At 42.7% G+C, this 18,205-nt stretch carries 12 protein-coding genes and 1 CRISPR repeat array; of the genes, 7 read left to right on the forward strand and 5 right to left on the reverse strand.

The genetic code is table 11. The features are described from left to right. Nucleotides 1–157: 157 nt before the first annotated feature. Entirely contained in the window at nt 158–2,461 is a 2,304-nt protein-coding gene (locus tag ACYRY3_RS27780; protein ID WP_460204889.1) for an AAA-like domain-containing protein, read from the reverse strand. Nucleotides 2,462–2,556: 95 nt separating this feature from the next. Continuing rightward, nucleotides 2,557–5,372: a CRISPR direct-repeat array (repeat unit 37 nt; unit sequence GTTTCAATCCCGCGAACGGGTTTCATTGATTTGAAAG). Nucleotides 5,373–5,897: 525 nt separating this feature from the next. On the opposite strand from ACYRY3_RS27780, the gene ACYRY3_RS27785 reads away from it, so the two are divergent. From ACYRY3_RS27785 to ACYRY3_RS27805, 5 genes are all read left to right on the forward strand, one after another. Next, nucleotides 5,898–6,233: a DUF4870 domain-containing protein gene (locus ACYRY3_RS27785; RefSeq protein WP_460204890.1), complete on the forward strand. Its 336-nt coding sequence runs from the start codon at nt 5,898–5,900 to the stop codon at nt 6,231–6,233. Nucleotides 6,234–6,637: 404 nt separating this feature from the next. Continuing rightward, entirely contained in the window at nt 6,638–8,224 is a 1,587-nt protein-coding gene (locus ACYRY3_RS27790) for an alkaline phosphatase D family protein (RefSeq protein ID WP_460204892.1), read from the forward strand. A gap of 48 nt (nt 8,225–8,272) precedes the next feature. After that, entirely contained in the window at nt 8,273–8,809 is a 537-nt protein-coding gene (locus ACYRY3_RS27795) for a nucleotidyltransferase family protein (protein ID WP_460204894.1), read from the forward strand. 35 nt (nt 8,810–8,844) lie between these two features. After that, nucleotides 8,845–9,381 (forward strand): DUF1349 domain-containing protein, encoded by a 537-nt coding sequence (locus ACYRY3_RS27800; protein WP_460204895.1) that lies wholly within the window; start codon nt 8,845–8,847, stop codon nt 9,379–9,381. Between the two features lie 187 nt (nt 9,382–9,568). Next, the gene (locus tag ACYRY3_RS27805; RefSeq protein WP_460204896.1) at nt 9,569–10,006 is read left to right on the forward strand and encodes a KTSC domain-containing protein; all 438 of its coding nucleotides are present in this window, start codon (nt 9,569–9,571) and stop codon (nt 10,004–10,006) included. Nucleotides 10,007–10,366: 360 nt separating this feature from the next. Here ACYRY3_RS27805 and ACYRY3_RS27810 read toward each other — a convergent pair whose 3' ends face one another. From ACYRY3_RS27810 to ACYRY3_RS27825, 4 genes are all read right to left on the reverse strand, one after another. Further along, a complete protein-coding gene (locus ACYRY3_RS27810; protein WP_460204897.1) occupies nt 10,367–10,600 on the reverse strand; it encodes a hypothetical protein in 234 nt (77 codons plus the stop codon). 575 nt (nt 10,601–11,175) lie between these two features. Continuing rightward, nucleotides 11,176–14,442, reverse strand: a complete 3,267-nt coding sequence (locus ACYRY3_RS27815) for an efflux RND transporter permease subunit (protein ID WP_460204898.1) — start codon at nt 14,440–14,442, stop codon at nt 11,176–11,178. A gap of 86 nt (nt 14,443–14,528) precedes the next feature. Continuing rightward, nucleotides 14,529–15,758: an efflux RND transporter periplasmic adaptor subunit gene (locus ACYRY3_RS27820; RefSeq protein ID WP_460204899.1), complete on the reverse strand. Its 1,230-nt coding sequence runs from the start codon at nt 15,756–15,758 to the stop codon at nt 14,529–14,531. A gap of 78 nt (nt 15,759–15,836) precedes the next feature. Next, nucleotides 15,837–16,436, reverse strand: coding sequence for a GUN4 domain-containing protein (locus ACYRY3_RS27825; RefSeq protein WP_460204900.1), 600 nt, complete (start codon nt 16,434–16,436; stop codon nt 15,837–15,839). Between the two features lie 402 nt (nt 16,437–16,838). Between ACYRY3_RS27825 and ACYRY3_RS27830 the strand changes: the two genes are divergently transcribed. Together ACYRY3_RS27830 and ACYRY3_RS27835 are read left to right on the forward strand one after the other, a co-directional pair. Beyond that, nucleotides 16,839–17,549 carry an SDR family NAD(P)-dependent oxidoreductase gene (locus ACYRY3_RS27830; protein ID WP_460204901.1) on the forward strand — a complete coding sequence of 237 codons (711 nt, stop codon included), beginning with the start codon at nt 16,839–16,841 and terminating at the stop codon, nt 17,547–17,549. Between the two features lie 283 nt (nt 17,550–17,832). Next, a complete protein-coding gene (locus tag ACYRY3_RS27835; RefSeq protein ID WP_460204902.1) occupies nt 17,833–18,186 on the forward strand; it encodes a hypothetical protein in 354 nt (117 codons plus the stop codon). Nucleotides 18,187–18,205: the final 19 nt, after the last annotated feature.

Here is an 18,205-nt window from a genome sequence, read left to right on the forward strand (position 1 = left end):
GCTTCCAAGTTACCTAATTTAAAAATTATTGGAGCCAAAGGACTTATGTCTTATAGCAAATTTTTGCGATTGTGTAAAGCTAGCTTGTGGAGCGTAGCTTGCCAGAGAGGGAAAAGTTGAGTGACTGGCATTTCTAATAGACGAAAAACTAAAGCACTTAGGGCATTGGCACGAGCACCAAAGCAATCAGGGCTCCTTCCTCTGCGCGTCGTTGATAAAGTTCAAGCAAGGTAGTATGAGCCTCTGCCATGTTTAAGCCCAATCCAGGCAAATCGTCTTTCCGTTCCGGCTTAACTGGAGATGTTAACAGACGACGAGAAAGGTCGTGAACTAGGTCATGTAGACGATAAGTGCAAGTGTCATTGGCAAAAGAAACACTCTCTGACAGCAAAGCATAGTCCCGTAAGTAACGTAGAATTTCCCGTGCCTTCCGTGCATCAGTTTCCCACAGTGTTGCCACCATCTCTTGAGTCAATATCGCATCCTCAGGCACAACACCCAGCCATGCAAATTGTTGAAGTCTCTCTGGAGGTAATCGTTGTAAGCTCAGGTTGAATGAAGCTAATAAACTTAAGTGTTTGCGAGCTGCTTCATCTCCTACTTCTTCTGCCCCAGGTAAGTCTAATATCTCTAGTCGGGCTATTTCATTCTGTAAATCAGTAAGCAACTCGGTCCAAGAAATACCGTCTATAATTTGAGATGCTGCCAATTCCAGTGCTAATGGTAAATATTCTACCGCTTTAGCTAATGCTAGAACCTTCTCTTCTTCTATGCCCTTAAAGTTAAATTGGTTGTTATTACGCTTTTTAATATAATCTGCCAATAATTTCAATGCTTGCTCTTCCGTCATTACCTTTAAGGGGTAAAGAGTTGCATCCAAGTATCTTGCTATTTCAGCGTTACGAGTTGTGATTAAGACTCGACACTCAGAACCACCGACTCGGAAGGGCAGGGCATGAGTATAATCCCAAACATCATCCACGACTAGCAACGCCGCCTTTTTATGCAACAAACTACGCAAGTGATGGGAAACTGCATGAAGATTAGTACAGGGGAAGTCATAGTCACCAAGAGCTTGCACCCAGCTTGTAAGTAGAGAAAGCACATTAGGCTCTTGACCTAAGGTAGCCCAGAGAACACCATCTGGAAAACGCTCCAATACATCAGGAGCGTGGGCTAGAGCTGCTGCTAGGGTTGATTTACCAATACCTCCCAAGCCATGAATCGCACTTACTACCAGCCCACTTGTACTTGCAGTTGCATCGAGAAGACACTTTTTAAGGTCTCTGGTGACTTCTGGGCGTTCGACAAAGTAAGAAGGCAATGATGGTGCGTGGAAGGGAGCCAATGACTTTTGCTGTCTTAGTTCCACTGAAACCTTATTAACCCATTTCTGGTTAAAAACAGAGGCATAAAGATTGTTATAAATTTTTAATTTTCCCTGGTTTTTTAGTACTAATCCCGATAGCTGCAGTTCTATTTGTTCAAGACTGTTATCAGCAGAAATTTCATCTTGCTGCAAAATTTTCTGGTACAGTTGTAGCAATTGCCTAGCACGTTCCTGATTGCTCAAGATGCGATCGCGTATTGTTCTCAAATGCTCTGGTTCATCCTGACCTTCCCAATTTTCGATAATACGTGAACTGACTAAGTTTTCTATGCACTGTGCTTCTTCGCCAGCAGGAATACAATCTCTAGAATCACAAATTAATTGACAAAGTTTTTGAGTAAGAAATGGTTGTCCCGCAGTCCAAGTCAATATTTCTTTGATTACTGTTTCACAATCACTAACTTTTCCTTCTAAACCTTGTGCTAAAGGTTCAACCTCATTTAATTTAAAACCCTCTAGTTGTATCGCTTTACCAATATTAAAAGGAGTACGTTTTTTATCACGAATCAAATCAGAAGGTGTTGCTACTCCCAAAAGAACAAAAGTCAAGCGATTGTAAGCAGAATTATCAGATCTTCGGTTATAGCAAGCTCGGATAAAAGCTAAAAAATCTTCTTTGAAATCTAATTGTAAAATACTATCAATTTCATCAATAAAAATTACAATTTGCTGAGAAATTTCTTGCAGCAAAACCTTTTCTATAAAAATCTGCAACCATGTTACTGGAGACAGATGACCATGCTGATTCAACCAGGTCGAGACGTCAAAGTTTTCTTCTAGCTCACAGTTATTGACCAAATTCTGGATAAAGCTACCATACCACTGCTCAGGTGTTACCTGCTGAGTACCGAGCAAGGTAATATCAATAGCCGCACAAACAATACCAGCCTTTTGCAGTTTTTTCATGGTTTGTACCCGCAAGCTGGATTTTCCCATTTGTCGAGAATTTAATACATAACAGTAATTTCCAGCGATCGCGGACTCGTACAATTCTTTGTCTGCCCGTCGCTCTACATAAGTTGATGCCTCTGGTGGTAGAGATCCCCCAACCTGGTAAGTACTTATACTCATCAGTTCATCCCAAGAGATTCGCCAAAATACTGTCTGTATAAATTACAGCGTAGCGTCACCTTGGCGATCGCGTTGATGAAGGATTTTTTGGAATCGTTTCAATCCCGCGAACGGGTTTCATTGATTTGAAAGTTACATCAGTTTCGATATCGATATCCAATCCATACTGTTTCAATCCCGCGAACGGGTTTCATTGATTTGAAAGCCGATTCGTCCTCACTTGCGTTGAGGTCAGCGCCGTTTCAATCCCGCGAACGGGTTTCATTGATTTGAAAGCTGGTATCAACCCATAATTCCTATACCAGTTAATAAAAAGTTTCAATCCCGCGAACGGGTTTCATTGATTTGAAAGGGCGAGGTTGTGACGGAGAACACTATAAACTTGGTTTCAATCCCGCGAACGGGTTTCATTGATTTGAAAGTAATTGCCGCCCGTCCCTGCCGCGCCCCCTCCTGTAAGTTTCAATCCCGCGAACGGGTTTCATTGATTTGAAAGGCCCCGACTGCACGCTTGAGGTGGTTGGTACATTCGTTTCAATCCCGCGAACGGGTTTCATTGATTTGAAAGATAAAGGCAGCTAATCGTGCAGGTGACGAGTGGAAGTTTCAATCCCGCGAACGGGTTTCATTGATTTGAAAGTCTGTAATTTTTCCCCAGCCATCGGGACGACCCGCTTGCGTTTCAATCCCGCGAACGGGTTTCATTGATTTGAAAGGATTGCTAGGGTCGCTACAGATTTCAACGATCTGGTTTCAATCCCGCGAACGGGTTTCATTGATTTGAAAGTTTCCTTGGGGTGACTTTGCGGATTTGTGCGACTTTGGTTTCAATCCCGCGAACGGGTTTCATTGATTTGAAAGTGAGTGACGAAAATTTAAGTGATTTTCAAAAGAAAGTTTCAATCCCGCGAACGGGTTTCATTGATTTGAAAGCTTATAAACGAGTCGGGTTTGTACTCCCTCATACTGTTTCAATCCCGCGAACGGGTTTCATTGATTTGAAAGTAAGCTGGAGGTTTACAATGGCATGGGATACAGGCTTGTTTCAATCCCGCGAACGGGTTTCATTGATTTGAAAGCTATTAACTGTATATGGAGTTAATAAAAGAGATGTTTCAATCCCGCGAACGGGTTTCATTGATTTGAAAGTTATTTCAAATTGTTGGTGAGATGCTGTAGACCCGTTTCAATCCCGCGAACGGGTTTCATTGATTTGAAAGTACTTGAGAAACGTCAAGACCCATGTAAATACGACTACGGTTTCAATCCCGCGAACGGGTTTCATTGATTTGAAAGACAACAGAACCTGGCAAGACTTACAGCGATGAGGAAATGTTTCAATCCCGCGAACGGGTTTCATTGATTTGAAAGAATTTTATCAAGGCGTTTCCGACCTCTCAGAAACATGTTTCAATCCCGCGAACGGGTTTCATTGATTTGAAAGGTCGCGTTCGCTCCGCTACTGCCTTGATTGCGCTGCAGTTTCAATCCCGCGAACGGGTTTCATTGATTTGAAAGCAGAAGAGAACATTGCCTATCTTTGGTGCCTTGTTTCAATCCCGCGAACGGGTTTCATTGATTTGAAAGTGGTCTCAGAATCCGAGCTCGGTTGCTGACGCGAATCGTTTCAATCCCGCGAACGGGTTTCATTGATTTGAAAGAAGCTTGTACTGGTATGACTACAGCGACAGTTAGTACTGGTTTCAATCCCGCGAACGGGTTTCATTGATTTGAAAGACAGATAAATTTATTAGAAAAATTATGCTTACTACGTTTCAATCCCGCGAACGGGTTTCATTGATTTGAAAGTCGAAAATTTCTCAACTCTTTATGACCCACAAGTCTGTTTCAATCCCGCGAACGGGTTTCATTGATTTGAAAGACTTGCTCATAAAGCTGTTCCTAAATAAACTAGACTGAGTTTCAATCCCGCGAACGGGTTTCATTGATTTGAAAGTCGATGTGGTCGTTCGCTCCCACTCTAATTGATTGATGTTTCAATCCCGCGAACGGGTTTCATTGATTTGAAAGGCTTGCTGTCTCAACAGTCCAGATTGCTCTGAAATGTTTCAATCCCGCGAACGGGTTTCATTGATTTGAAAGCGATGATAATCCTTGCATGGAGCCAGTGAAAGCTGGGTTTCAATCCCGCGAACGGGTTTCATTGATTTGAAAGTCTCCGTAAACAAAACCGAATTTCTCTGTCGTAGTTTCAATCCCGCGAACGGGTTTCATTGATTTGAAAGCTTGAGCGTGCTGCAGTCGTGTAACGAGTTGTGAGTCGTTTCAATCCCGCGAACGGGTTTCATTGATTTGAAAGTTCCTTCAGCCTCAACCTTCTTCCGAAGTGCATCTTTGGGTTTCAATCCCGCGAACGGGTTTCATTGATTTGAAAGTAGTTATACATTATCTAATATATCGCAAGTAATAAAACGTTTCAATCCCGCGAACGGGTTTCATTGATTTGAAAGCAAAGAAATATTCCATCCAGTCCCTCAGAGTTGTTCGTTTCAATCCCGCGAACGGGTTTCATTGATTTGAAAGCGTAGAACTGACTCGCGATTTGATAGACCTTGGGTGTTTCAATCCCGCGAACGGGTTTCATTGATTTGAAAGCGCCCCCAAAATGACACTCGTGTTACTTCGGAGCCTGTTTCAATCCCGCGAACGGGTTTCATTGATTTGAAAGGCGTCGGGCAATCGTCTTTGGATTTGAGCCAATTGCCTGTTTCAATCCCGCGAACGGGTTTCATTGATTTGAAAGATTAGAAAAAATAATTGGCAGCGCGACAATAAGTGGTGTTTCAATCCCGCGAACGGGTTTCATTGATTTGAAAGCACCGATGGTCGCAATGGGTTGAACGGTCGCAACGGGTTTCAATCCCGCGAACGGGTTTCATTGATTTGAAAGGGCGGTCAACAGAAGCTAACTCTAGAGCCATTTCCATGAGCATTTTTGGCGGGACTGTTCTAAAAGTCCATTTCAGGCTTTGGCAAACAGGCTCGTGCTCATACCAAAATCGCTGTAAGTATTGTATTGTCTAGGTTCTGGAGATTTGGCGGGAGGTGGGGGGTTTTCGCCTAGCATGCGTGCTAGCGCATAGACGCTAAGGACACAAAGAAAGAGGAAAAGAAGATTGGTAATCTTACACCGAAAAGGGAGTAGTTAAAAAGATTTTTCTCAAAAATAGGCATTTTCAAAGCAAAAGTTCAAAATTCGTCTATTTAACAGTTAATTCTTGACTAAAGGTTGTTTTTTTTACTGGTAGAAGAGGAACGCGTAGCCTTGCTTTAAAAAGTAGAAGAGTGAGAAACAAAAGATTTTATTTTGCGAAATTTTACCAAAATTGCAATATCAACTTTGCAAGCGCTAGGATTAAGGAGTCATTCAGATTGGAAGCAATTCCACAATTATTTCTTAACAAGAGGTTATGATATGGAACAAGTTTCTCAACGCAAACTTTTTTCAGTCTTATGTCATGGAGCAATATTTTTTAGCTCCACTATCGTGTCTGTAGGTGTACCTATTGGAATTTTATTGACTACTGAAGATTCTATTGTCAAAGAAAATGCTAAGGAATCGCTCAACTTTCATATAAATCTTTATATTTATGCCTTTATCTTTACATTACTCATTTTTCTGGTGATTGGTATTCCACTTTTAGTGATATTGGGAATTATTAGTATTGTCATGCCAATTATTGCTATTATTCGAGTGCTTGATAACCCTGATACCCCATATCGTTACCCGTTTATTCTTCGCTTAGTCTGATATATCTAAATAATAGTTATTATTCTTATTGCATTAATTTTTACCTTGAAAAAAAACAATTAAGAAAAAATACTGAATTAAGCTAATATTAACTTTTTCTTTATAGGGAATTAATGTTCAAGAGGTAAGTTTAACTCGGCAAAGCAACAGTTGATTCCTGGGATGTAGCAGTCAAATCAAGGGGTTTTCATATTTCGTGTAGTCAGCATGTTTTTTCCCTTGTTTATTGCCGTAGAATAGCTCAATAATTACCTTGAATGACAAAATTTCAAGGTAACAAAGCACTATTTCAGTCAAGTCTGAGCTATCACTTAGTCGCCGAGTAATGTTTGCCTCTTATCACCTGCTCTCTTTGGATTACCTGTTGCTCTACTTATTATTCACCTGCTATTCAGGGGCTTAGGATGATAGATTACAGGGCTTTTGAGCGGTTCCTATACAGCCGAATTAAGCGACGCAACTTAATCATTGGGGCAGGGGCATTAACTGGCTTGGCGATCGCCAACCAATTTTCCCATCAACGAGTACTCGCCCAAGTTCCATTTTCTAATTATCCTTTTACACTTGGTGTGGCTTCTGGAGAACCTTATCCACATAGTGTAGTTCTCTGGACTCGTCTAGCTCCCGATCCTTTAAATGGAGGTGGGATGCCACAAGTCAATGTACCAATTCGCTGGCAAGTGGCAACCGATCCCAATATGAGAAACATTGTGGCAAAAGGCACTGAGATTGCGATTCCAGAATTGGCTCACTCAGTTCGCGCAGTCGTTAACGGGCTAAAACCCGACACTGTATATTGGTATCGATTTATTTCAGGTACGGAAGAAAGCCCAATTGGTCGCACTCGTACAGCGCCCAAAGCAGAAAGTAACATAAGCAAACTTGCCTTTGCATTTGTCTCTTGCCAGCACTACGAGCAAGGATACTACACGGCATACAAATACTTGGCAGAGGAAGACCTCAACCTAGTCGTTCACACTGGTGATTACATCTATGAAGGGGGAATCACACCCGATCGCCCAAGACAGCATAATGGGCCTGAGATTAAAACTCTAGAAGATTATCGCAATCGTCACGCTCTCTACAAAACCGATAAAAACTTACAAGCAGCCCACGCGGCATTTCCTTGGATTGTCACTTGGGATGACCACGAAGTAGAAAACAACTATGCCAATGCTACCTCGCAAATCGATGATGATGACCAAGATCCTGCTGAGTTTTTAATCAGGCGAGCGATTGCATATCAAGCTTACTACGAGCATATGCCTTTACGACCCTTTTCAAAGCCTGAAGGTCCGGATATGCAACTTTTCCGTCGTCTTTCCTTCGGTAAACTGGCAACTTTCCACGTGCTCGATACCCGTCAATATCGCACGGATCAGCCTTGTGAAGATGGTACCAAAGAACGTTGTGCGGAGGCGTTTGACCCAGAAGCGACAATCCTGGGCCCTCGCCAGGAAGAATGGTTATTCAAGGGTTTAGATCGCTCTCAGGCTACCTGGAACATACTAGCTCAACAAGTTCCGGTTGCTCAACGAGACTTTACACCAGGAGAAGGTCAAACTTTCAGCATGGATAAGTGGGATGCATACGTCGTTTCGCAAAAGCGACTGCTGAATTTTCTAGAACAACGCAAACCATCCAATCCAGTTGTTTTGACTGGTGATGTCCATTCCAATTGGGCAATGGAGTTAAAGGCTAATTTTGATAACCCAGATTCCGCAACAGTTGGCAGCGAGTTTGTTTGCACCTCAATTAGTTCTGGTGGAGATGGTTCAGACTCCAGCCCTAACGTTGAGGCTTATTTACCAGACAACCCTCACATTAAGTTTTACAACGGTCAACGGGGATACGTCCGTTGTGTGGTCACTCCAGCCAGTTGGACAACAGACTATAAAGTCCTGTCAGAAGTGACAACTCCATTTGGTACGATTAGCGATCGTGCTTCATTTGTAGTTGAAAATGGTCGTCCGGGAATAGAAAAAGCTTAATGATTTCATAAGTTAAAAGATATCAATTTATTTGATATTTTTTAATTTATGAACAGTACCACTCGCCTTCAGACAATTTTAGCTAGTTCCCCTGTGGGCACTGTACTGCCTGCGATCGCGCAAATTGACCTTCCTAACTGGTGGTTAGCAGGCGGTGCAGTCCGAAATACGGTGTGGAGAACGGTTTTCGGGAATAATTGTCAGTTAGTTATCAAAGATTTTGATATTGCATTTTTTGATGCACAAGGCGATCGCTCACAAGAATTAGCAGCCAAAGCAATTCTTACGGAACAATTTCCCAATTACTTGTTTGATGTTAAAAATCAAGCAAGTTTTGCGCGTTGGCGTTTCGGTCGTAGAACCTATGAAAGTACAGAAGATGGCATCAAAGATTGGCTGCACACTGCTACTGCTGTAGGAGTTCGGCTAAATACCAAAGGGCAATGGCTATTTTTCACACCTTACGGTTTAAATGACTTGTTTGATGGTACTATACGACCTACACCAGCACACATTAATAACCAAGACGCGGAACGCAAAGCAGCTAACTTTTTGCAAAAATGTCCTTGCTTGCAGTTAGCATAAAAATTGAATCACTCCAGATTTTTTAAATACATTCTATGAAATGGTACAACGAACCAACTTCTTGGAACGAGGAAAATGGCATAATCACCGTCACCTCTGGAGCAAACACAGATTTTTGGCGCATCACTAATTACGGTTTCATTCGTGACAGTGGGAATTTTTATTACCAAGAGGTCACGGGAGATTTTATTGCGAGCGTGAAAATCACCGGACAGTATCAAATTTTGTACGACCAAGCAGGGCTGATGGTCAGATTAGATGAAACAACTTGGATAAAAACTGGTATTGAATTCGTGGAAGGAGTGCAACATGTGAGCGCTGTTGTCACAAGAGATTACTCGGATTGGTCAGTTGTACCATTACGGCAAAACCCTGGTTCTTTATGGCTGCGTTTGCATAGAAGAAGCGCCACCATTGAGGTGCAATATTCCTTTGATGGTCAAAATTACACCATGCTGAGATTAGCTTATCTGACTGAAGCAGAGACACTGCAAGTCGGTCTTATGTGTGCGTCACCAGAAAGAGAGGGATTTCAAGCCACTTTCGAGAATTTTAAGATTGAAACTGTATAACTGATACTTTTAATCTAGACAAGCTTAGACATCTGAGATATCTTCCGACAGACTCTATAGCTTTTAAGAGACTGAAAAGCCCTTTTGATACCTCTTGACCGCAGAATGCTTTTATAGTATATTTGTACCATTAGATAATTCCCATTACACAAACAATACCACATACACTTATAGGAGAGTGAATTGAATGAAGCTGTCTAAGCTTGATTTAGGCAATCTGATTGCAGTTGGTCACTCTGACGGATACTTGCAATTATTAATCGATCGCGGCAATGAGTTTGAGTGTGTAGCAATTCCTGCACCAATACAAGCTTACGAAGGGCTACAACAACTTAACGAAATTGTCACTGACTCTCCTGCGCTTTCCCCCTATGAAGAACCAATTGCCATGCTACCAGTAAGTTCCTCAATGGCTAACGCAGTGGGATATGACCGTGATGAACAAATTTTACAAGTTGAATTCCACAATGGAGCAGTCTATCAGTATTCTGGGGTAGAGCCTGAGACATGGGAAGAGTTCCACGAGGCTGATTCTATTGGCAGATTTTTTAATGAAAACATCAGAGGTAGATATTCGTCCGAGCGTATTGATGACATATACGATACAGATGATTATTGCCATTGACCGGAAAAAGAATACCAAAACATCCGAGTGTAGGCGCTCCTTGTATCGCTAACTGCTGATTGCTCTTCATGAAATTAGCAATTAGCGATTTTCTTAACGTAGTATTTTATATTTTATCCTTCATCCTTTATATTTTATACTTCATTCTTTAGCCCGACGTCTTAACCCTTTAGAGAAGTAAGCTAATAAAAATGCTGTCATCCCCATCATACCCCAATTCCAATTTGCCGTAATTAGAACAGTTGTACCGATAATTAACAAGAAAATTAAGCTATATTTAACTTTCATTCTTACTGTTTAAAAACCGTAAAGATACCAAGATAAAGACAAATTATTTCACTCTGAGAGAAAGTAAATTTTTTACTCTTCATCCCTCTGAGACTTGAGTTCCCGCACACATTCTTGTGCGATACCTACAACAAGTCCTACGGTGCCACCAATTAGGGCATACCTGTTGTTCAAGTCTTGGTAGTACTGACCTTGGAATTTGAGTTGGTTAAAGTTACGCTGACCAATTTGAGCAGCAGCTAAGCCAATAACTGTGCCAATAAGAGCAGTCATAAAACCTGACAAAATGATTAGCCTAATATTCATAATTTTTCTCGCTCAGATTGTTGTTAGATATACAAAAAAATACTATCGATCTAGGGAGAAATTGTTCGATCAATTGATGGGCGATAAAATTACTCCTTTTCTGCTCTAAAATTACCGATTTGCGTAGGTTAGGCTATGCCGTGTAGCAGTTAACGGTAGGCAGTGCTTACATATTCCTATACTCATATCTTACACCATCACCTTATTGCAAAAATCAAAGCCCAAAAAGTTTATTCCGATCGTAGGGTGAGCAGTGCCCACCACCCCCTCCCACAAAGAAGGTGCAAAATGTCAGTATAAATAGCTAAAGCAATTGTTATAACTAATGGTGCAAAAAGAAATTATAAAACAAATATCCAACAGTGACTGTGAACAATATGTGGTTTATCCAATCGTCTGCATTCCATTTTTTAAACATTTCTGTTACTTTATTAACTAAATTGTAATTTTCTAATGACTATATTATACCTGAAAAACTTCCTTTGTTAATGCCAACTTTACAAGCAAAAATATCACTGATTTTCAGTTGAAATTAACAGCTTGAATATATAACTCAAGCCGTCTAACTCAACAGATTAATCTTCTTTTGAAGCCGTTTGAAATGTAGAAACTGCAGGTTCCATTTGTGATTGAGATTGGTCTGGACGCTGTAATGAGCTTGTGGGCTTACCAGGCTTACCAGGTTTTAGGAACTGCTCTTCTAAGTTTTTGATAACAACGTACAAGACAGGAACTAAAAACAAACTTAAAACTGTTGAAATCAAATAACCACCAAAGAGTGCTGTTCCTAAAGCCCATCGACTCATTGCTCCTGCACCAGAAGCTATGACTAATGGCCAAAAACCGACTAAGCCAGCAAAGGCAGTCATGAGAATTGGTCGCAAGCGTTCTTCACAAGCGCGAATTGCAGCTTTGGTATAGTTCATTCCTAGCGCTGCTGACTGGTTAGCAAACTCCACAATCAGAATTGCATTCTTACTTGCCAGACCAATCAGCATGACCAGCGCTACTTGGGCATACATATTATTGTTAAGCGCAGGCCAAACACCACCTTGCTGGAAAATATTAGCGCGGAACAAGACTGCACCAAGTGCGCCCAATATAGCCAAAGGTACGGTAATCATGATGATAGTTGGATCGACGTAGCTTTCGTACTGTGCGGCTAAAACTAAGAAAACCATGACAAAAGCTAAGCCAAAAATGATTGGTGCTGCACCACTAGAGGATCTCTCTTGAAAGGCAGTTCCAGTCCAGGCAAAGCCAAATCCTGGTTGCAAAACTTGGTTGGCAACTTCTTCCATTGCTTGGATTGCCTGTCCCGTGCTGTAGCCCGGTGCTGGAGCTCCTTGAATTTTGATTGACGGGTAAACGTTAAAGTGCGTGATGACAGGTGGATAGGTGAATCTTTCCATTTGCACCAACGTGCTCAGTTGGACAAGATTGCCATCCTGAGAACGTACATACAGGCGACTGACATCATCAGGATTGGAGCGAACTGTACCGTCTGCCTGAGCATAAACTCGATACAAGCGCCCACCGAGTATATATTGGTTAACATAACTTGCACCCAGATAGGTTTGCATGGTGCTGAAAATATCGCTAACTCGCACATTCTGTGCTTTTGCTTGAACGCGATCGATTGAGATCTGCATCATTGGAGTATTGAAGGTGAATTGGGTAAAGACACGTCCAAGCTCTGGTCTCTTCTGTGCTGCTTGTATCACCTTTTGTGTATTGTCGATTAGGGCTTCCATTGGCAGCGCTTGTCTGTTTTGGATATACATCTCGAAGCCGCCCGTACTTCCCAAACCATCCACGGGTGGAGCATTGACAGCGATCGCGACCGCTCCAGGGATTTTTTCGCGCAACGCTTTGTTAATTTTTTGTAAAATACCAAAGACGGAATGCTCTGCACCGTGACGTTCCTCCCAATCTTTAAGCTTGACGAAAAACAGCGTTTTGTTACTGGCGTTTCCCTCAAAACCAAAGCCCGCATTCCCGACAACGTGCTCAACTTCAGGCAGTGGTAGCACGACTTCCTCTGTAATCTTCCTGACTATATCGACACTGTAATTGAGAGATACCCCTGGTGGGGCTTCCACAATCGTAAAGAAATAGCCCTGATCTTCTTCAGGGATAAATCCTTGGGGAGTTGTCTGGTAAATCCAACCTGTTGCTATTAAACCCGCAACAAATACTGGAATCACGAGCCACCAAATCCGGATCAGAAATTCTACGATTTTGACGTACCCCGATTTGAACCAATCAAACACCTGGTTAAACCAGCGGAAAAAAACGCCTAACGGTCCGTGGACTTCCTGCTGTCGCCGCATGATGATTGCAGACATACTGGGAGAGAAACTCAGGGCGTTGAAGGTAGAAATAGCAATGGAGAAAGCGATAATCAGCGCAAATTGCCTGTAAACGATGCCCGTTGTACCTGGAAAGAAGGTCACGGGGATAAATACTGCCATCAGTACTACTGATGTTGCGATAATTGCCCCGGTAAGTTCTTCCATTGCATCTAAGGCTGCTTGCAACGGTTTCATGCCTTGCTCGAGTTTAGCAGCGATCGCCTCTACAACAACGATACCATCATCCACCACTAAACCTGTTGCTAGGATAATACCAAATATAGTTAACTGATTTAAGGTAAACCCAAGCACATAGGTCATCGCCAGTGCTCCGATCAGTGATACGGGGATGGCAAGAGCAGGAATAATTGTGGTGCGCCAGTCTTGTAGAAAGATAAAAATGACAAGGAACACCAGGGCGATTGCTTCCAAAAGGGTTTTAAAGGCTTCATCAAGGGACGCGGCTACGAATAAAGTATTATCCAAGCCGATTGTCGCCTTTAATCCTGGTGGAAAATTAGTTTGCAGCTCTGCCATTTTTGCTTTGATGGTGTTGGCTGTGTTCCAGGCATTTGTGCCCGGTAGTTGGTAAGCTAACAAAATAACTGCTGGTGAGCCATCAAACAGCGTTGTAGCGCTGTAGTTCTCTGCCCCAACTTCAGCTCGACCTACATCTTTTAACCGAATGAGCGTCCCATCCTGACCGACTTGTACCACAATGTCTTCCGCTTCTGCGGGAGTGGTAAATCGACCGTTAGCTCGCAAAGCGATTTCATATTGCTGCTCGGTTGGGGTTGGCTGCTGACCAATTCTCCCCGCTCCCACCTGGATATTCTGTTCGGCAATAGCGCTAATGACATCCTGCGATGTCAAATTTCTTGCAGCAAGGGCATCGGGATCGAGCCAGATACGCATGGCGTATTTACGTTCCCCCACTATTCTGACCGAACCTACACCCTCAATCCGTTTGATTTCATCAAATATTTGTCTGTCAACGTAGTTGCTCAAAAAGACGTTATCGTATATGAAGTTTCCGTTCTGGTCCTTTTCAGAAGAGAAGGCATAGGCAAGAGTAATGGTTGGAGACTGCTTCTGTGTAGTCACACCAATACGGTTGACTTCTTCTGGTAAATTTGGTTCAGCGATCGCTACATTATTTTGAACGAGGACTTGTGCAGTGTTTCTATCCATCTCCGTGGGAAAGGAGACGTTAATAATGGCATTGCCATCATTGGTCGTTTGCGAGGACATATAAACGACACGCTCTGTACCGTTGATTTCCCGCTCTAGCACGGTGGTAACGTTGTCTTCTGCCGTTTTAGCATCAGTACCCAGATAGTTAGCAGTAACAGTCACCTGCTTGAGAGCCATTTCTGGTAGTTTATCTAATGGAAGTAGCGGAATGCAGATTCCTCCGACTAAGAGAATAAGTACAGTGCAAACTGTAGTAAAAACCGGTCGCCTAATGAAAATATCTGCAATACTCATAGCCTAAGAATGATAATGGTCGAGTTGATACCAGGAAGATGAATGCCAATTTTGAGAATGATATTCATAAACAATTTTTCATCATCTTAGTTGGGTTGAATTGGAGAACCATCCCTTAAGGTGAGAATTTGGCTGACTGCAATTTGGTCACCTGGCTTGACTCCATCGATCACCTGGTAGCTTTGACCTTGAATGGCTCCCAATTTAACGGGTTGACGCCGCACAGTTCGTTTTGAACCCGTTCTCTGAGCTACAAACACAAAGCTCTGTGCCCCGATATTAGATACAGCCACTGTGGGCAGCAAAACACCTGAACGTTTGCTCCATATGACTCTTGCGCGGACAAACTGTCCTTCTCGTAGGTTGCCGCCAGAGTTGGAAAAGCGAGCTTTGGTTAAAATAGCTTGAGCACCTGTTTCTACCTCTGGAGATATAAAGCTGATATTTCCACTGCTCAAGGGTTTTCTTGTTTTGGCATCTACAAGCTCCACTGGTAAACCCCGGCGTAGTTCTGAAGAGCGGTTGCTGGGAATTGAGATTCGCAAGTAGAGATTGTCATTTTGAGTAATAGTTGTTAGGGTTTGACCAGTGCTAACGTAGTCTCCAACCTTAACTGGGAAGTCACCTACCTCTCCAGTAATCGGTGCCAGCACCTGTTTAAACTGGAGAGACACGCGAGCGGTTGCTGCATCTGCCTCAGCTTGTCGAACGTTAGCTTCCGCTTGATTCACGCTGGCTTTAGCGGCTCCTACTTGCTCCTCAGTAGCGAGGAGGCTAGCTTGGGCTGTGTTCAGGTTTCTCTGGGCGATGTCTAACTGTTGTTTTGCTTGTGCTCCTTCAGAAACCAACTGCTGTGCCCGCCGGAATTCCACCTTTTGAAGCTCTACATCTGCTGCATCCCTGAGTCGTTGTGCCTCTGCTGCCTTCAGTTGTGCTCGGGCTGTCATATAGGCGGATTTGGCTGAGTTAACTCTGGCTATGGCGCTCATCAATTCTGGCTGTGCTCGATCCGGACGCAGTAGCACAATTGGCGTTCCCTGCTCGACTCGATCGCCTGACGAGATGGGAATCGATTCTATTCGACCTTGAATCTCAGGTCGCAACGAAACCCTCTGCTGAGCTTCTAGCCTACCCACAAACTCTGAGACCTCTTGCAGTGTGGTGGTCTGCAATGACTGCAATTGAACTGGAATTGGTTGTGGTTCGCTGGCTGTGGCAGAAGGTTTATCCTGACTGCAGGCGCTGGTGAAGACGGAGGCAAAAAGAACTGGAAATAAAACTTTACACGCGAATAGAGTATTGTCTTTTTTAGACATGTTCTAACCTCAAAGGAATTTCAACTGAGGTGAAGGCAAACAGGGTGTTTCACAGAGACTATTTGCATCCCGAATGAGTTAAATACTACAGACTAGCAGGCGATTGAAAAAGTAATTCGTCATTTTCGATCCAAAGGGAGAGTTCCACCACCGTGAAGGATGACAGCCAATTGGTGCAGCTAACGTGTAGTCCAAATCATCGCACTTTGTCCATTTACCGCCCGCACGCCATCCCACGCGCTCGCCGAATTGCTCAATCACTTTGGTATCTTGATTAATGGTGGTATCAAGCGAACCCCCAACGCTTTGGTAAATTTGTATTTGCACGCTGAAACCGAAACGGCCCTGACTATATCTCTTCCACAGGGTGTCTATCACTTGTAGCTCGTCACAAGGAAACTGCCTCATATCATCTGGAGTGATGTCTCCCAAGTCAGGCTCTCCCGTTATTGCCTGAATAACCCGAATCGTCTCCCAGTCTGCGTCTCTCAAATTTCCTGCCACTAAAAGTTCTTGCAGTTTTTTGTACTTATACAGATCTGCTACTAGTAGGAAATTCTCTTCTGACCTTACAATACGATCGCTGAGATTTGATAAGAGCTGATTGAATTGCTGTAGTTGCACTTCTATCGCAGTTAAACGCTTGCTCAGATCCGATTCATGCAATTCATTAGACATTGAATTCCTCTCAGAAAAGGGGGATTTTCAACTTGACGTATCAATAGCCGTGTGATTCTTTGTGATGGAAAACTAGTTTGCGCCCCTTTAAGCGCTCAGGTTAATTGCGAACGAAAAATCAAGCCTTGCTAAGAAAGCTGTATTATGCTCATTATCATTTATTTATAGATACCAAATCAAGCTACCAATAAACTTTAGAGTTGCTGTTGTGCAGCTGACACCTTGTTATTTCAGGAAAATGCGGCATAGCCCTACCTGGAAATTCCCTGTGTTCCTAGCATTTTCAGTCGTCTAGTTTGTCATTATTCTATGACATATCCGGTTTGTCTATACGTCATTCTGCCTGTTGGTATATAGTTTGGGCTGAAACGCAAAATCTAGGCAACTGATGAGGTGAGCGCGATGAACACACAGTCAAACAAAAAATACGCACTTGTCACGGGAGGCAATAAAGGTATTGGGTTTGCTATTTGTAAGGGATTGCTCAATGCTGGATTTGAAGTGGTTCTAGCAGCGCGATCTCCTGACAAAGCGAATGCTGCTGTTGAACAATTATCTTCACCTCACGTGAAACCTGTTGTTCTTGAGGTTACAGATGATGCTTCCATTCATCTCACAACTCGAGAGTTATCTCAACAAATTAACCATTTAGACGTACTTATCAATAATGCCGCTATCTATCCTGATGAAGGTGTGAATATTCTCACCATTTCGCGTGAATTGCTGGAGCGCACGATGAACACTAACGCCTTTGCTCCCATTCGCATCGTTCAAGCATTCTTACCGTTGTTGGAAACAGCACCCACTGCGAAAATCATTAATGTATCAAGTGGATACGGTGAGTTAAGTGGTCTTTCGGCAGAGGTACCTAGTTATTGTCTATCCAAATTAACACTCAATGGTGCTACGATTATGCTTGCCGAAGCTTTAAGACCGAAAAGAATTGCGGTTTACTCAATGTGCCCCGGTTGGGTACGCACCGATATGGGTGGTAGTTCTGCTCCGCGATCTCCAGAACAAGGGGCTGACACTGCTATTTGGCTGGCTACAGAAGCTCCAATGAGTTTAAGTGGGAAGTATTTCCGCGATCGCAAAGAAATTTCTTATTGTTAGAGTCAATTCAAAACCTCAAACATTAACTAAACTCATTTGTTGGGTAGGATAGAAATCGCTTGCAGCAAATCATTTCGATGCGACCTCTTCTATCCGACACTCAGTAAATTCACTGAATTTTGTACTGGATTTACTAAACTTAAGTAATAGGTTAAATAGTATTACGGTTTAAATTGGATATCTTCACAAGTTCCTCACATTAATTATCTACAGTGGAAACATAAAACTAGAGCCTGTAGATTAATTTCCAGTTAAGGGCTTCGAGGGTAGGAGACATGGGATTATGACTAAAACAATTGTTAACTTAACGATGCCAGCTGTTGTTGCGGAGATTAATGATGTTCTGGAAAATTGTTCCCACCATTACCAGCGGGCTTTCTCCATTCCTGAGTTACGTCAAGAACTGATGGCTCATATTCTCAGCCGCATCTCAAATTGCTATGTAGTTGTTGACCACACTCAAAAACCGTCGATTACCTTCGACTCCTTGCCTTGTTCTTTGGAAGAAAAGGTGTGTATTAAAGCCTTAATTCGTAGGGAGATGGAGAATATTTTTTGCAAAAATGAAAAAGAGCTTAGCCATCAAATTTCTGAAGAAATCGATCCTAACCTTGCTCCTTCCCATTGGTTTGGTTAATTTTGTCTTTTGTCCTTAG

Source organism: Scytonema sp. NUACC21 (assembly GCF_054684315.1).

Coding starts and splice junctions, on each gene's coding strand:
- ACYRY3_RS27810 (WP_460204897.1), bottom strand. CDS start 10,600: ATGAATATTAGGCTAATCATTTTGTCAGGTTTTATGACTGCTCTTATT.
- ACYRY3_RS27780 (WP_460204889.1), bottom strand. CDS start 2,461: ATGAGTATAAGTACTTACCAGGTTGGGGGATCTCTACCACCAGAGGCA.
- ACYRY3_RS27790 (WP_460204892.1), top strand. CDS start 6,638: ATGATAGATTACAGGGCTTTTGAGCGGTTCCTATACAGCCGAATTAAG.
- ACYRY3_RS27795 (WP_460204894.1), top strand. CDS start 8,273: ATGAACAGTACCACTCGCCTTCAGACAATTTTAGCTAGTTCCCCTGTG.
- ACYRY3_RS27820 (WP_460204899.1), bottom strand. CDS start 15,758: ATGTCTAAAAAAGACAATACTCTATTCGCGTGTAAAGTTTTATTTCCA.
- ACYRY3_RS27815 (WP_460204898.1), bottom strand. CDS start 14,442: ATGAGTATTGCAGATATTTTCATTAGGCGACCGGTTTTTACTACAGTT.
- ACYRY3_RS27830 (WP_460204901.1), top strand. CDS start 16,839: ATGAACACACAGTCAAACAAAAAATACGCACTTGTCACGGGAGGCAAT.
- ACYRY3_RS27825 (WP_460204900.1), bottom strand. CDS start 16,436: ATGTCTAATGAATTGCATGAATCGGATCTGAGCAAGCGTTTAACTGCG.
- ACYRY3_RS27785 (WP_460204890.1), top strand. CDS start 5,898: ATGGAACAAGTTTCTCAACGCAAACTTTTTTCAGTCTTATGTCATGGA.
- ACYRY3_RS27835 (WP_460204902.1), top strand. CDS start 17,833: ATGACTAAAACAATTGTTAACTTAACGATGCCAGCTGTTGTTGCGGAG.
- ACYRY3_RS27800 (WP_460204895.1), top strand. CDS start 8,845: ATGAAATGGTACAACGAACCAACTTCTTGGAACGAGGAAAATGGCATA.
- ACYRY3_RS27805 (WP_460204896.1), top strand. CDS start 9,569: ATGAAGCTGTCTAAGCTTGATTTAGGCAATCTGATTGCAGTTGGTCAC.